A 14,640-nucleotide genomic window follows, 5' to 3' on the forward strand; every position below is an offset into this window, starting at 1 on the left:
CGTGAAGGACCTCTCGACGGACGGCGGCGGGCGCACGGGCGGTGCCGCTGGCGCTGCTGGTAGCGCCGCTGGCGCGGGCGACGCTGGTGCTCGCGTTGCCGGTACTCGCGCCGCTGGTGCTCGCGCTGCCGGTGCCGGTGCCGGTGCCGCCGCTGGTGCCGCGCGTCGCGTCACCATCCGCGACATCGCCGACGCGACCGGGGTCGCCGCCTCCACCGTCTCCCGCGCCCTGTCCCTGCCCGACCGGGTCAACGCCGTCACCCAGGAGCGCATCCAGCAGGCGGCCCGCGAGCTCGGGTACGTCGCCAACTCGCAGGCCCGGGCGCTGACCTCGGGCCGCACCCGCGCCGTCGCCGTGCTCGTGTCCGACATCACGAACCCGTTCTACTTCGACGTCATCCGCGGCACGCAGCACCAGCTCGCCGGGGCCGGCTGGACCCAGTTGCTCGTCGACACCGAGGAGTCCGCAGACGCCGAGATGGCCGCGCTCACCGCCGTCGGGGCGAAGGCCGACGGGGTCGTGCTCACCGCGTCACGCCTGTCCGACGCGCAGATCGCCCGGTTCGCCGAGCGGATCCCCCTGGTCGTCGTGAACCGCAGGCCCGCAGGCGTGCCCTCGGTGCTCATCGACACCCCCGGCGGCGTCGAGCAGGCGGTCCAGCACCTGGTGTCGCTGGGACACCGGGATATCCTGTACGTCGCCGGGCCGGACAGCTCGTGGTCGAACGAGCGACGGTGGCGAGCACTCGTGCAGGTCGCCAAGCGCCTGGGCGTCCGCGTCGCCCGGGTCGGCCCGCACGCGCCCTTCGTGGACTCCGGTGCCGCCGCTGCCGACGCCGCCGTGCACGCCGGGGCGACCGCGTGTATCGCCTTCAACGACCTGATCGCCATCGGGATGCTCGCCCGACTACGGGAGCGCGGGGTCCGCGTCCCCCGGGACATGAGCATCGTCGGCTGCGACGACATCTTCGGCGCCGACTTCTGCAACCCGCCGCTCACCACGATGACCTCGCCGATCGAACGGGCCGGCCGGGTCGCGATCCGGATGCTGCTCGGACGCCTCGGTGCCCTGCCCGCCGACGAGCTGCCGGGGGAGCACATGTCCGGCGCCGTCGCCCTGCCCACCCACCTGACCGTGCGCGAGTCGACCGGGTCGGCGCCCCTGGCCGGCACCGCCTGATCCCGCACGCCCCCAGAACTCACCGCCCCGAACTCGCCGCCCCGAAGGAGTCGATGATGACCCGCACCAGCACCCCCACCCGGCTCGCGCCGCACCCCGACCGGCTGTTCCCCGCCGACCCCGGGGCCCGAGCCGTGGCACGCACCGTGTACGAGGCGGTCAAGGACGCCCCGATCATCTCGCCGCACGGGCACGTCGATGCAGCACTGATCGCCGCGGACCAGCCGTTCAGCGACCCCGCGTCGCTGCTCATCACGCCCGACCACTACGTGCTCCGCCTGCTGCACGCGAACGGGGTGGACCTGGCCGCGCTGGGACGCGCGGACCTGTCGGGGCCCCGCCCGGGCTCGCAGGCTCGCCCGGCGGCGTCGGCGTATCGCTGGCGCGATGCCGCTGAGCCGACGCCGCCAGGCCGTGCCGTCTGGCGGCAGCTGGCGGAGCACTGGGACGACTTCCTCGGGACCCCCGTGCGCTACTGGTTCGAGACGGAGCTCCACGACGTGTTCGGGCTCGACCAGGCACCGTCCGCGGCGAACGCGGACGACCAGTACGACCACATCGCCGGCCTGCTGGCATCCCCCGCCTTCCGGCCACGCGCGCTCTTCGACGCCTTCGGGATCGAGGTCCTCGCCACCACGGACGGCCCGGCGGACGACCTCGCTGCGCACGCGCAGCTCGCGGCGGACCCCGGCTTCACCGGCCGGGTCCTCCCGACGTTCCGCGCGGACGCCGTGTTCGACCCGACGCGGTCGGACTGGAGGCCCGTGGTCGCGTCGATCGGCGAGGCCGCCGGCATCGACACGGGTACCCACGCAGGGCTGTTGGCGGCGCTCCGCGCACGTCGCCACCACTTCATCGAGCACGGCGCGACCGCCACGGACACCGGGGTGCTCGACGCGGGCTCCGCCCCACTGTCGTCGAGCGAGCGGGAACGCATCCACGCGGCGGCGCTGCGGGATGCGTCCTCGGTCACCGATGCCGAGGCGACGGCGTACCGCCACGACATGCTCTACCGCTGGGCCGAGATGAGCGTCGAGGACGGCCTCGTCATGCAGCTGCACCCCGGGGTGATCCGGAACCACCACACCCCGACGCTCGAGCGCTTCGGGCCGGACACCGGCCACGACCTGCCGGCCGTCGGGTCGTTCACCGAGCCGCTCCGGCCGCTGCTCGAGTCCTTCGGCACCGCTCCCGGGTTCCACCTCGTGCTGTTCACCGTCGACGAGACCGTCTTCTCGCGCGAGATCGGGCCGCTCGCGGGCTTCTACCCCGCCGTGTACGCGGGCGCGCCGTGGTGGTTCATCGACACCCCGGCGGCCATCGGGCGCTACCGCTCGGCCGTCACCGACTCGGCGTCGTTCACCAAGACCTCCGGGTTCATCGACGACACCCGCGCGTACTGCTCGATCCCGGCGCGGCACGACATGGCTCGGCGGGCGGACGCGGCGTACCTGGCGTCACTCGTGGTCACGCACCAGATCTCGGAGGAGGACGCCGTGCACACGGCACGGCGCATCGTGGCAGACATCCCGAAGGCGACGTTCAAGCTCTGAGCGGGGGGGGCGCGTGGTGCGAGGTGCGGCGCGCTGGTGGCCGCGTGGTGCGAGGTGCGGCGCGCTGGTGGCCGCGTGGTGCGAGGTTCCGTGCCTGGTGCGAGGTTGCCGGGTCGCACGGAACACGGAACCTCGCACGGTTCAGTGATGCGCCGGTACCGTCGGGCACATGACGGAGCGGGTGACGGCGGCGTACGGCGCTCGGGCCGATGAGTACGCGGCACTGCTCGGGTCGATGAGCGCCGTCCACCCCGACGACCGAGCCCTCGTCGACGCCTGGGCAGCCGGTCGCAGCGGTCCCCTGGTCGACGCCGGGTGCGGTCCCGGGCACTGGACGGCGCACCTCGAACGGCAGGGGCACCGCGTCACCGGCATCGACGCGGTGCCGCAGTTCGTCGAGCACGCACGACGGACGCACGGCGCTGTGGACGCGGACCTCGACTTCCGGGTCGGGTCGCTCGACGCGCTGCCGCTGGCGGACGGCAGCGTCGACGGGGTCCTCGCGTGGTACTCGGTGATCCACCACGAACCGTCGCGGATCAGCGTGCCCCTCGCCGAGTTCTGTCGGGTGCTCGCCCCCGGCGGTGGGCTGTTGCTCGGGTTCTTCGAGGGCGCCGCGGTCGAGGCCTTCGACCACGCGGTCGTCACCGCGTACCGCTGGCCGGTCGCGTCCCTGGCGGCGCTGCTGGACGAAGCGGGGTTCGACGTCGCGGACGTCCACACCCGCACGGCTCCGGAGCACCGGCCGCACGGGGCGATCAGTGCGGTGCGCCGCTGATCGCTGATCGCTGACCGCTGACCGCCGTCCGTCCGAGCGGCCGGTCAGGCGTCCGAGACCATCGCGCTCAGAGCAGCGGCGATCTCCGTCACGGCATCGAGTTCCCCTTCCGCGATCGCGACGATGAAGTCGTACGCCTGATCGTTCGAGGCGTGGAGCCGGACACCGTTCACGCCGAGGAAGACCACGAGCAGCATCAGCCCGAGGCGCTTGTTGCCGTCGACCAAGGCGTGGTTCCGGGTGGCGGAGTGGACGAGCGCCGCCGCTTTCTCGACCAGTGTCGGGTAGGCGTCGTTCCCGCCTACCGACGCGGCGGGTCGCGCGACCGCCGCCTCGAGCAGTCCGACGTCGCGGATCACGGAGTCAGCCCCCAGGGTCCGACGAGCGATGTGCAACGTCTCGTCGGTTGTGAGGTGGATCACTTGCCGAGTCGTTCGAGCGCCTCGGCGTAGCGCGGGAGCTCTCGGTCGAGGATGCCGTCGATCAGGTCGCTGCGGCTGTGCTGCTCGACGTACTCGCGGATGGCGGCGCGGGCGACGTCCTGCATCGAGCGCTCCTCGAGGTCAGCACGCTTGCGCAACGCCGCTGCCTCGGCATCGTCGAGTCGGAGGGTCATGGCCATGGAGTGGATGGTATCAACGGTGGTACCTGAACGGGCTGCAGTGATCGTGGTCATGGAACGACGGTACGAGCGTCCCCGTCGACGCAGACGAGACCAGGGGGCTGATGGGGATGACGACGGCCGCGCTGCGCCCTGTGGAGGAACTGCCAGGATCCGTCGCAGGTCGTCGACGTTCGTCAGTCGGTGGTGACCGCGAGCGCGGCGAGGATCTCCCGCACGGTGTCGTCGACCGATCCGTCGATCGACACCGCGACCGCCGCCTCGTCGGGCTGCGGCCGCTCGAGGGTCGCGAACTGCGAGTCGAGCAGGGTCGTCGGCATGTACTCGTGGTGACGGTGGGACTGCCGCTCGGCGATGAGGTCGCGGGACCCGTCGAGGAAGGCGATGACGAGCCCCGGTGCGGATGCGCGCAGACGGTCCCGGTAGACGCGCTTGAGCGCTGAGTTCGCCATCACGCACCGGGACCCGTCGGCCTCGACCGCGGCGATCCGCTCGGCGCAGGCGTCGAGCCACGGCCAGCGGTCCTCGTCGGTGAGCGGCGTGCCCTGCCGCATCTTCTCCTTGTTGGCGGCCGGGTGCAGGTCGTCGGCGTCGACGAAGACACAGGGTTCGCCCTGCGCGACCAGGGCGTCGGTGAGGGTCTGGCCGATGGTGGACTTGCCGGAGCCCGAGACTCCCATGACGAGGACGGGCGGGTGGACAGCGAGCTCGCTCATCCCTCCACAGTATTGATCCGGTGAACTCTGGTCCCCAGTTCCCGGAACTCCTGTGCGGTCCCAGACCACCGGTCGTAGGTTGGGCGCCAACGTCAGGACAAAGGAGACCCTCGTGGCAGACAACAACGGTCAGGCGAACATCGGAGTCGTCGGACTCGCAGTGATGGGCTCGAACCTCGCCCGCAACCTCGCATCGCGCGAAGGCAACACGGTGGCGGTCTACAACCGCACGTACGCCCGCACCGAGGAACTGCTCCAGGAGCACGGCGACGCAGGGTTCATCGCGTCCGAGGACATCGACGGGTTCGTCGCGTCGCTGTCGAAGCCCCGTACCGCGATCATCATGGTGCAGGCCGGCAAGGGCACCGACGCCGTGATCGGGCAGCTCGCCGAACGGTTCGAGCCGGGCGACATCATCGTCGACGGGGGCAACGCGAACTTCCACGACACCATCCGCCGTGAGCACGATCTGCGCGAGCAGGGGCTGAACTTCGTCGGCACCGGCATCTCCGGTGGTGAAGAGGGCGCACTCAAGGGCCCGTCGATCATGCCCGGTGGCTCGAAGGAGGCCTGGGAGACGCTCGGGCCGATCCTCAAGTCGATCGCCGCGGTGGCCGAAGGTGAACCGTGCGTGACCCACATCGGCACCGACGGCGCCGGGCACTTCGTCAAGATGGTGCACAACGGCATCGAGTACGCCGACATGCAGCTCATCGCCGAGTCGTACGACCTGCTCCGTCGCGTCGGCGGGCTCTCGGTGGAGGACCTGGTGCAGGTCTTCGACGAGTGGAACAAGGGCGACCTCGAGTCCTACCTGATCGAGATCACCGGCGAGGTCCTCAAGCAGCGCGACGCCGCCACCGGCAAGCCGCTCGTCGACGTCATCCGTGACGCGGCCGGCTCGAAGGGCACCGGCGTCTGGACCGTGCAGAACGCGGTGGGTCTGGGCATCCCGGTGTCGGGCATCGGCGAAGCCGTGTTCGCCCGTGCGGTGTCGTCGAAGCCGACGCAGCGTGCCGCCGTGCAGCAGTCGGTCAAGAGCCGTCCGCAGATCGCCGAGGTGCCGGACACCTTCGCCGACGACGTCCGTGCGGCGCTCTACGCCTCGAAGGTCGTCGCGTACGCGCAGGGGTTCGACCTCATCATCGCCGGGGCGAAGGAGTACGGCTGGGACATCGACCTCGGCAACGTCGCGAAGATCTGGCGAGGCGGTTGCATCATCCGGGCGCAGTTCCTGAACCGCATCGTCGAGGCGTACGACGAGAACCCGAAGCTCGAGTCGCTGCTGGTCGACCCGTACTTCGCGAACGCCGTCGCCGAGGGCGAAGCAGCCTGGCGGCGCATCGTCGGGATCGCCGCCGCATCCGGTGTCCCCGCGCCGGGCTTCTCGTCCGCGCTGTCGTACTTCGACTCGCTCGCGTCCGACCGGCTGCCCGCAGCGCTGATCCAGGGCCAGCGCGACTTCTTCGGAGCGCACACCTACCAGCGCATCGACAAGGACGGCACCTTCCACACGCTGTGGTCCGACGACGACCGCCGCGAGGTCGAGCAGGAGCCGTCGACGCACTGACGAACCGCGCCCGCCGACGACCGACGTCGGTGCGTGCGCAGCACGGAGGGCCTCGCCGAACGCGGGGCCCTTCGTCGCATCAGGCGACGATGCGCTCCCGTGCCAGGTCGGCGACGAGCCGGTCCAGCCGCGGACCACGCCCGAGCAGCCGCCGCGAACCCGGTGCAGTCCGGACGAAGAAGGTCGCGACGGCCGGGGTGTCGTCCGGCCGCACGTGGTGGATCGCCACCGCACAGGCTCGGCGAGCACCGTCCGAGCCGCCAGCGCGACCCGAGCCACCCGAGCGGCGCGAGGCACCCGAGCCGTCCGTCCGTTCCGGCACGTCCTCGAGCCCGACGTGCACGACCCGACTCCACCGGATCACGAGCAGCCGGGTCGCCCGCCGTTCGTCGAGTTCCCACAGGGAGGCCTCGGTGGCGCCGAAGGCCCACGTCACGCGCGAACCGAGGTGGGTGTCCGGACGGACTTCGTCGATGACGCCGCGGAGTTCGGGCGTCGGCGCCGCCGGCACCAGCCACACCGTCGGGTCGATCCGACGGATGGCGAGCGCGAGCGCCTCGTCCGCCTGCCGCCGCCGTGCCGTCGCGGTCCGCACCACCGCGATCACGATGACCACGACACCGATTCCGATCGCACCGAACTCGACGATGCCGTACCAGGACAGGTCCACGCTGGGTGCCGTCGAGACGACGACGATCCGGGTGATCAGGAGTGCCAGCCAGACGGCGACGATGACCCAGCGCAGGGTGGCGAGTCGACGTGCCGGCGACATCGGTGTCCGCCCGGCGCCGCGGGCACGACCGGACCGCGGGACACCATCCGGACGCTGCAGCACGGTCTGATCCTCCCACGAGGCGCGCGCCACCTGCTGGCCGGACCCGGTGAACGCGCGGGGAAGCCCGCACACAGCCCACGAGCGGCCTGACGACCTACGCTCGGGCGGTGACCACCGAGACGACGGACGAACCGATCGGCCGACCGACGGCGGATCCGTCCTCCGGGACGCGCGGGCCCGATGCACCTTCGAACCGACGTTGTACGCTGATCGCCGCGATCGTCGGCGTCGTGGCCGCCGCCGCGTTCCTCGGTGTCGCCGAGTTCGGCGCACTGCTGCTCGGCGGGGCGGGCAGCCCCCTGGTCGCCGTCGGTTCAGCGGTCATCGACCTCGCTCCCCCGGGTGCGAAGGACTTCATGGTCGCCGTGTTCGGCACCGGGGACAAGGTCGCCCTGTTCGGGCTCATGACGGTGATCGTCATCGCGATCAGTGCCGGTGCCGGAGTCCTCGAGCGCGCACGCCCGCCCTTCGGTGCGCTCGTGTTCGCCGCCGGTGGTGTGCTGGCGCTGTTGGCCGTCAGCACCCGCTCGGGCAGCGGGAGCCTGGACGGCGCCCCGACGGTCCTCGGGATCGCCGCGGCCGTGGTCGTCCTGCGCCTGCTGCTCCAGCGGCTGCGACGGTGGGAAGCAGCGGCTGCCGTGCCGTCAGCGGCCCCGCGACCCGCCTCGGCGGAGCGCCGGACGTTCTTGATCTGGGGTGTCGCGACGGCGAGCCTCGCGGTCGTGGTGGGCACCGCCTCCCGGCTGGGGTCGTCCGCGATGCAGGCGGCCGCTGCTGCCCGGCGGGCCATCCGGCTGCCCGCGGCGGCGACCGCTGCACCGGCGGTCCCCGCCGGTGCGTCGCTCGACGTCGACGGCATCACCCCGTACATCACGCCGAACGCTGACTTCTACCGGATCGACACGGCCCTGCGCGTGCCCATGGTCGACCCCGCCGACTGGTCGCTCCGGATCCACGGAGCGGTGGAGAACGAGATCACGCTGACGTGGGACGAGCTGCTCGCCCTGCCGCTCGAGGAGCACGTCGCCACGCTGAGCTGCGTGTCGAACGAGGTCGGCGGTGACCTCATCGGGACGGCCCGCTGGCTGGGCTACCCGATCCGCGAACTCCTCGCCCGGGCGCGTCCGACGGGCGACGCCGACATGGTGCTCTCACGGAGCATCGACGGGTTCTCCGCCGGCACCCCGCTCGACGTGCTGCAGGACGACGGCACCGCGGCGCTCCTCGCGGTCGGGATGAACGGCGAACCCCTGCCGACCGAGCACGGGTTCCCCGTGCGGATGGTCGTGCCGGGGCTGTTCGGGTACGTCTCGGCGACGAAGTGGGTCACCGAGCTCGAGGTCACCCGCTTCGCCGACGCGCAGGGCTACTGGACCCCGCGCGGCTGGTCGGAGCGTGGCCCGGTCAAGCTCGAGTCCCGCATCGACACCCCGCGGAACGGGTCGACCGTGACCGCGGGCAAGCCGGTGGCGATCGCCGGGGTCGCGTGGCAGCCGCACAAGGGCGTGAAGGCCGTCGAGGTCCGCGTCGGAGGCGGCGACTGGCAGCGCGCCGAGCTCGCCGACTCGGTCTCCGCGGACACCTGGCGGCAGTGGGTGGTGCGGTGGACGCCGACCTCCGGCTCGCACCGCATCGAGGTGCGCGCGACCAGTGCGGACGGCGAGGTGCAGACGAGCGTGGACCGGCCGCCGGCGCCGAACGGGGCGACGGGCTGGCACACGGTGACGGTCGACGCGCGCTGACGCTCCGGCAGCGGAGTCGCAGGGTCGCGGGGTCGCGGGACACGCCCGCTGAGGTCCGCCGAGGGTGCAGGAAACGCCGGTTCGCGGGCGCGCAGGCGACACTTCGCGCCGCCCCGGCGAACCTGAGCGGCATGTCGTGACCACTGGTCGCAGGCGTGCTCCGGTCGCCCGACGGCCTGGAGGACCGGTGCCGGCCCGCCCCGCCCCTCACCCCGGTCGCGTGACACGCCACATGCGTCGCGCCGGGGGTGCAGGAAGCGTCGGTTCGCGGACGCGCAGGCGACACTTCGTGCCGCCCCGGCGAACCTGAGCAGCATGTCGTGACCACTCGGCGGCAGGAGCCGGGCGCCGGGCACCGAGCACCGAGCACCGGGCACCGGGCACCGGCGGGCAGGGTGCGGTCAGGCGGGCAGGGTCGCGACGATGCAGGTGCCGTCGACCTCGGCGTCCCGCTCGACGGCGGTGGTGAAGCCGGCGGCAGCGAGCGCAGCGACGGACGCCTCGGCCTGGGCTTCGGACACCTCGATGACGACCGCGCCACCGGGCCGGAGCCACTCCCCCGCGCTCGCGGCGATCCGACGGTGCAGGTCGAGACCGTCCGCACCACCGTCGAGGGCGATTCGGTGCTCGTGTTCCCGGGCCTCGGTCGGCATCAACGCGATCGAGGCCGTCGGCACGTACGGGGCGTTCACCGCGATGACCGTCACGGCCCCGCGGAACCGCTCGGGCAACGGCGCGAACAGATCGCCTGCGACGACGATGCCGCGGTCGCCGATGTTCTCGGCCGCGACGTCGACGGCGTCCGGGTCGATGTCGGTGGCCACGAGGTCGAGCGCGCCGACGCGTCCGAACAGGGCGACCGAAATCGCACCCGCGCCGCAGCACAGGTCGACCACGCGGTCGTAACGCTGCAGCCGACGCGCAGCCTGCTCGACGACGAGGGTGGTGCGGGCGCGCGGCACGAAGACCCCGGGGGTCACCCGGATGCGGTGCCCATCGAAGGCGGCCCAGCCGAGCACGTACTCGAGCGGCTCACCGGCCAGCCGACGCTGCACGAGGGTGCGGAGTCGCACCGGCTCACCGTCACCGGCCTCGAGCAGCAGGTCGGCTTCGTCCTCGGCGAAGACGCTCCCCGCGGCCCGGAGCCGGGCCGCGAGGGCGTCACGCGCGGGATGGGTCACCACGGGCAACGGGACACGTCACGTCGCGGAGATGGTCCTGCGCCGTCGGCTGTGCCCATGGGTCGACGGCTCCGCTACGCTGCGCCGTCGAACATCGACGTCACGGAACCGTCGTCGAAGACCTCGTGGATGGCACGGGCGATGAGCGGCGCGATCGGCAGCACCTCGAGGCGGTCCCAGCGCTTGTCCATCGGCAGGGGCAGGGTGTCCGTCACGACCACGCGGTCGATGAACTCGCTCTGCAGCAACTCGGTGGCGGGGTCGGAGAACACGGCGTGGGTCGCGGCGACGACGACACCCGTGGCGCCGGCGTCCTTGAGCGCCTCGGCAGCCTTCGCGATCGTGCGGCCGGTGTCGATCAGGTCGTCGACGAGCAGGCAGACGCGACCGCTGACGTCACCGACGATCTCGTGCACCGAGACCTGGTTCGGCACGAGCGGGTCGCGACGCTTGTGGATGATGGCGAGCGGCGCACCGAGCTTCTCGGACCAGATGTCGGCGACACGGACGCGGCCCATGTCCGGCGACACGACGGTGAGCGTCTTCGGGTCGAGGATCTGGCGGAAGCGCTCGAGCAGCACCGGCATCGCGAACAGGTGGTCGACGGGGCCGTCGAAGAAGCCCTGGATCTGCGCAGCGTGCAGGTCGACGCTCATGATGCGGTGCGCGCCGGCAGCCTTGAACAGGTCGGCGACGAGGCGGGCCGAGATCGGCTCGCGGCCGCGGCCCTTCTTGTCCTGGCGGGCGTAGGGGTAGAACGGCGCCACGACGGTGATGCGCTTCGCCGAGGCACGCTTCAGGGCATCGACCATGATGAGCTGCTCCATGAGCCACTCGTTGATCGGCGCGGTGTGCGACTGGATGACGAAGGCGTCGCAGCCACGGACCGACTCGTCGAAGCGGGCGTACAGCTCACCGTTCGCGAACGTCCGTGCATCGGTCGGCACGAGGTCGACCCCGAGCTCCTCCGCGATCTCGGCAGAGAGCGCCGGGTGTGCTCGCCCCGAGACGAGGACGAGTCGTTTCTGGCCGGTTGTCTTGATTCCGGACAAGTGCGGTGCTCACTCCCTGACCCACGAGGGGTCGATGTCGGCGACGGGTGGTCGCCAGGATCTATTCGCCGTTCGCGAGCCGAGCAGCCTCGGCCGCCGGTGTGCCGGGTCGGTGTTCCTCGACCCATCCGTCGGTGTTGCGCTGTGGGGCGTAGCTGATCGCGAGCGATCCTGCCGGAACGTCCTTGCGGACGGTGGTCCCGGCGCCGGTGTACGCACCGTCACCAATCCTAACGGGGGCGACGAACACGTTGTGCGAGCCTGTACGGACGTTCGAGCCGACCTCGGTTCGGTGCTTGTGCACGCCGTCGTAGTTCGCGGTGATGGTGTTCGCGCCGATGTTCGAGTCCTCGCCCACCTCGGCGTCGCCGATGTAGGACAGGTGCGGGACCTTGCTGCCGCGACCGATCCGGGCGTTCTTCGTCTCGACGAAGGTGCCGATCTTGCCGTCGTCGCCGAGGATCGTGCCGGGCCGCAGGTAGGCGAACGGGCCGACCGAGGCGCCGTCCCCGATCACCGCGAGGGTGGCGTCGACGCGGTTGACCGTGGCGCGGGCACCGACCTCGGTGTCGCGCAGCGTGGTGTCCGGACCGACGACGGCACCGGCGGCGATCGCGGTGGCGCCGATGAGCTGGGTGCCGGGCAGGACTTCGGCGTCGGGCTCGATGGTGACGTCGAGGTCGATCCAGGTGGTCGCCGGGTCCTGCACGGTGACACCGGCGAGCTGGTGGCCGCGGACGATGCGGGCGTTGAGCTCGCGCGCGGCGTCGGAGAGCTGCGCACGGTCGTTGATGCCGGCGACGAGCCACGGGTCGGTCAGGGTGACGACGTCGATGCGCCCGCCGCGCTCACTGATCAGCGCGGGGGCGTCGGTGATGTACTTCTCGCCCTGCGCGTTCGCCGTGGTGAGCGACGGCAGGACCGCCCGCAACCGCGCGACGTCGAACGCGTAGATGCCCGCGTTCGCCTCGGTGATGGCCAGCTGTTCGGCCGTCGCGTCCTTGTGCTCGACGACGCTGACGAAGGCGCCGGCGTCATCACGCACGATCCGTCCGAGGCCCGTCGGGTCGGGGGCGATCGCGCTGACGAAGGTCGCCCCGTTGGCGGCACCGACGTGGGCATCGACGAGCAGGCGGAGCGACGCCGCGTCGAGCAGCGGCACGTCGCCGGAGAGCACGACGACGGCACCGTCGAAGTCGGCGGGCAGGGCGTCGACCGCCACCTCGACCGCACGGCCGGTGCCGGGGATGGCGTCCTGATCGACGATGATCGCGTCAGGGGCGCGCTCGACGACCTCGGCCGCGACACGATCACGCTCGTGCCGCACGACCACGGCGACGTGCTCGGGGCTGAGCGACGACGCCGTGCGCAGCACGTGCCCGATGAGCGGCAGCCCGGCGAGCCGGTGCAGCACCTTGGGCGTGGACGACTTCATGCGCGTGCCCTGCCCGGCGGCGAGGACGACGACGGCGATGCGCTGGTCGGTCATGGACCCATCCTGGCGCACCCGAGCCCGTGGCGTCCGACGCGAGCACGGTCCTGTGCCCAACCGTGCGCACAACCGCAGCCTGTGGACGGACCGGCACCGTGCCTCCAGGCCCGGGCCGACGGCACGCCGTGCCTCAGCCCCGCACGCCGCGGACGAGGCCCAGGCCGGCTGTCAGCCCTGCACCACCTGCGGCTCCCGCTTGACGAAGGCCATAAGCACCAGCCCGGCGATGAGCACGACGACCACGCCGAGGATCCCGAACCGGGTGGACCCACCGACGGTCACCGCGACGCCGAACAGCGCCGGCGCGAGGAACGACGCGGCGCGGCCGGTAGTGGCGTAGAGGCCGAAGAGCTCGCCTTCGCGGCCGGGGGTCGTCAACCGCGCCAGGTGGGCACGCGACGACGACTGCACCGGGCCGACGAACACCGCGAGGGTCAGCCCGAGCACCCAGAACCACTGCGTCTCGTTGCCGGCGGCGAAGACCCCGACCCCGCAGACGGCGAGTCCGACGAGCGAGACCATGATGAGCGCACGCGACCCGAACCGGTCGTCGAGGCGTCCGGAGACGAACGTCGCGATGCCGGCCACGACGTTCGCGGCGATGGCGAACAGGATGACCTGGGACGGCGTGAACCCGAACACCTGGGCGGCGACGATCCCGCCGAACGTGAAGACGGCACCGACGCCGTCGCGGAACACCGCGCTGGCGAGCAGGAACGCCAGGACGTTGCGCCGCTCGCGCCAGAGCCGTGCGATGTCGCGACCGAGGTCCGCGTAGGCGCCGAACACGCCACCGCCGCGGGTGCGGTCCGGCACTGCCTCGGGCACGGTGAGGAACAGCGGGATCGAGCTGACGGCCAGCCAGACGGCGGCGATGCCGATCGCGACGCGGACGTCCCACTGCCCGGTGGCGACGGTCGCCGGCAGCTGCAGGAGCCCGCCGACGACCCCGTCGCCCCGGAAGTCCTGGATGCAGAGCACGAGCAGCAGCACGAGCAGCACGATCCCGCCGAAGTACCCAGCCGCCCACCCGATGGCGGACACCCGGCCGGTGCGTTCCCCGGAGGCGACCTGCCCGAGCATGGCGTTGTACCCGACGGTCGCGATCTCGTAGGCCACGGTGCCGATGCCGAGCAGGGCTGCGCCGAGGAACAGGTACGGCTGGCTCGGCGCGACGAAGACCATGCCGCCGATCGACAGCGCGACACCGATCGTGGCGATGAGGACGGAGCGACGGCGGTGTCCGGACGAGTCCGCGAGCCGCCCCATGGCCGGGGCCACGAGCGCGACGACGATGCCCGCGATGGTCAGTGCGGTGGACACGACGGCGGCGTTGTGCGCGAGCTCCCGCTCCACGATCGCCTTGCCCGCCACCGACGTGTCGCCGACGAGCGCCGGGTCCACGAACGCCCGGCTCGCCAGGTACGTGCTGAACACGAAGGTGGTGACGACCGCGTTGAACGCGGCCGACCCCCAGTCCCAGAGCGCCCAGGAGACGAGCGCGCGCCGGTCGGTGCGCTGCGGCACGACGGCGGCCGGTGAAGCGGTCATGCGCGAACCGTAGCGCGTCCCGGTGACGCGGCGGTGGCCCCGTTCCGGGTCACGTGCGGGACGGGAGGCACGGGGCGGCCTGGCGCCGCGCCTCCCGTCCGCACCGTGCGCGCGTCGTCACCCGGTGCGCGCTTCCACGCACCGTGCCCGGCTGCAACACCGCACCGCACCGGGCACGCAACGCGGCCCGAGCCGGCGAAGCCTGCACCGTGCCGGACGGGAGGCACGTGGTGGCCCGGCCCTGCGCCTCCCGTCCGCACCGTGCCCACGTCGTCACCCGGTGCGCGCTTCCACGCACCGTGCCCCGCCGCAACACCGCACCGCACCGGGCACGCAACGCGGCCCGAGCCGGCGAAGCCTGCACCGTG

13 protein-coding genes are annotated in these 14,640 nt (G+C 72.1%); 5 read left to right on the forward strand and 8 right to left on the reverse strand.

The window, feature by feature from the left end:
- The first annotated feature begins 1 nt into the window (after position 1).
- The 3 genes from H489_RS26550 (at position 2) to H489_RS26560 (ending at position 3,511) form a co-directional block, all read left to right on the forward strand.
- Entirely contained in the window at positions 2 to 1,180 is a 1,179-nt protein-coding gene (locus H489_RS26550) for a LacI family DNA-binding transcriptional regulator (RefSeq protein WP_017886765.1), read from the forward strand.
- A gap of 56 nt (positions 1,181 to 1,236) precedes the next feature.
- Positions 1,237 to 2,733, forward strand: coding sequence for a glucuronate isomerase (uxaC, locus tag H489_RS26555; RefSeq protein WP_017886766.1), 1,497 nt, complete (start codon positions 1,237 to 1,239; stop codon positions 2,731 to 2,733).
- A gap of 169 nt (positions 2,734 to 2,902) precedes the next feature.
- The gene (locus H489_RS26560) at positions 2,903 to 3,511 is read left to right on the forward strand and encodes a class I SAM-dependent methyltransferase (protein WP_017886767.1); all 609 of its coding nucleotides are present in this window, start codon (positions 2,903 to 2,905) and stop codon (positions 3,509 to 3,511) included.
- A 44-nt stretch (positions 3,512 to 3,555) separates the two neighbouring features.
- Here H489_RS26560 and H489_RS26565 read toward each other — a convergent pair whose 3' ends face one another.
- The 3 genes from H489_RS26565 to H489_RS26575 all read right to left on the reverse strand — a co-directional run bounded on the left by H489_RS26565 (position 3,556) and on the right by H489_RS26575 (position 4,849).
- Positions 3,556 to 3,933: a type II toxin-antitoxin system death-on-curing family toxin gene (locus H489_RS26565; RefSeq protein ID WP_017886768.1), complete on the reverse strand. Its 378-nt coding sequence runs from the start codon at positions 3,931 to 3,933 to the stop codon at positions 3,556 to 3,558.
- Positions 3,930 to 4,133: a ribbon-helix-helix protein, CopG family gene (locus H489_RS26570; protein ID WP_017886769.1), complete on the reverse strand. Its 204-nt coding sequence runs from the start codon at positions 4,131 to 4,133 to the stop codon at positions 3,930 to 3,932. The genes H489_RS26565 and H489_RS26570 overlap by 4 nt, the downstream gene beginning before the upstream one ends.
- A 176-nt stretch (positions 4,134 to 4,309) precedes the next feature.
- Positions 4,310 to 4,849 carry a gluconokinase gene (locus tag H489_RS26575; RefSeq protein ID WP_017886770.1) on the reverse strand — a complete coding sequence of 180 codons (540 nt, stop codon included), beginning with the start codon at positions 4,847 to 4,849 and terminating at the stop codon, positions 4,310 to 4,312.
- Positions 4,850 to 4,961: 112 nt separating this feature from the next.
- Between H489_RS26575 and gndA the strand changes: the two genes are divergently transcribed.
- Positions 4,962 to 6,419, forward strand: coding sequence for an NADP-dependent phosphogluconate dehydrogenase (gene gndA, locus H489_RS26580; RefSeq protein ID WP_017886771.1), 1,458 nt, complete (start codon positions 4,962 to 4,964; stop codon positions 6,417 to 6,419).
- 79 nt (positions 6,420 to 6,498) lie between these two features.
- On the opposite strand, the gene H489_RS26585 is transcribed toward gndA, so the two are convergent.
- Positions 6,499 to 7,254: a hypothetical protein gene (locus H489_RS26585; RefSeq protein ID WP_017886772.1), complete on the reverse strand. Its 756-nt coding sequence runs from the start codon at positions 7,252 to 7,254 to the stop codon at positions 6,499 to 6,501.
- A gap of 107 nt (positions 7,255 to 7,361) precedes the next feature.
- Between H489_RS26585 and H489_RS26590 the strand changes: the two genes are divergently transcribed.
- Complete coding sequence (locus H489_RS26590) at positions 7,362 to 8,996, forward strand: molybdopterin-dependent oxidoreductase (RefSeq protein ID WP_017886773.1); 1,635 nt, start codon at positions 7,362 to 7,364, stop codon at positions 8,994 to 8,996.
- A gap of 401 nt (positions 8,997 to 9,397) precedes the next feature.
- On the opposite strand, the gene H489_RS26595 is transcribed toward H489_RS26590, so the two are convergent.
- From H489_RS26595 to H489_RS26610, 4 genes are all read right to left on the reverse strand, one after another.
- Positions 9,398 to 10,177: a putative protein N(5)-glutamine methyltransferase gene (locus H489_RS26595; protein WP_152427221.1), complete on the reverse strand. Its 780-nt coding sequence runs from the start codon at positions 10,175 to 10,177 to the stop codon at positions 9,398 to 9,400.
- A 74-nt stretch (positions 10,178 to 10,251) separates the two neighbouring features.
- Positions 10,252 to 11,229: a ribose-phosphate diphosphokinase gene (locus H489_RS26600; protein WP_017886775.1), complete on the reverse strand. Its 978-nt coding sequence runs from the start codon at positions 11,227 to 11,229 to the stop codon at positions 10,252 to 10,254.
- Positions 11,230 to 11,290: 61 nt separating this feature from the next.
- Positions 11,291 to 12,718, reverse strand: a complete 1,428-nt coding sequence (gene glmU, locus H489_RS26605; RefSeq protein WP_020381109.1) for a bifunctional UDP-N-acetylglucosamine diphosphorylase/glucosamine-1-phosphate N-acetyltransferase GlmU — start codon at positions 12,716 to 12,718, stop codon at positions 11,291 to 11,293.
- Positions 12,719 to 12,889: 171 nt separating this feature from the next.
- Positions 12,890 to 14,272 (reverse strand): MFS transporter, encoded by a 1,383-nt coding sequence (locus tag H489_RS26610; RefSeq protein WP_017886778.1) that lies wholly within the window; start codon positions 14,270 to 14,272, stop codon positions 12,890 to 12,892.
- Positions 14,273 to 14,640: the final 368 nt, after the last annotated feature.

Origin of the sequence: Curtobacterium flaccumfaciens UCD-AKU, assembly GCF_000349565.1 — a bacterium.
Lineage (GTDB): Bacteria > Actinomycetota > Actinomycetes > Actinomycetales > Microbacteriaceae > Curtobacterium > Curtobacterium poinsettiae.

What these genes read in the sequence shown, in the direction of transcription:
- H489_RS26610 (WP_017886778.1), bottom strand. Translation starts at nt 14,272, where the DNA reads ATGACCGCTTCACCGGCCGCCGTCGTGCCGCAGCGCACCGACCGGCGC.
- H489_RS26560 (WP_017886767.1), top strand. Translation starts at nt 2,903, where the DNA reads ATGACGGAGCGGGTGACGGCGGCGTACGGCGCTCGGGCCGATGAGTAC.
- uxaC (WP_017886766.1), top strand. Translation starts at nt 1,237, where the DNA reads ATGACCCGCACCAGCACCCCCACCCGGCTCGCGCCGCACCCCGACCGG.
- glmU (WP_020381109.1), bottom strand. Translation starts at nt 12,718, where the DNA reads ATGACCGACCAGCGCATCGCCGTCGTCGTCCTCGCCGCCGGGCAGGGC.
- H489_RS26570 (WP_017886769.1), bottom strand. Translation starts at nt 4,133, where the DNA reads ATGGCCATGACCCTCCGACTCGACGATGCCGAGGCAGCGGCGTTGCGC.
- H489_RS26575 (WP_017886770.1), bottom strand. Translation starts at nt 4,849, where the DNA reads ATGAGCGAGCTCGCTGTCCACCCGCCCGTCCTCGTCATGGGAGTCTCG.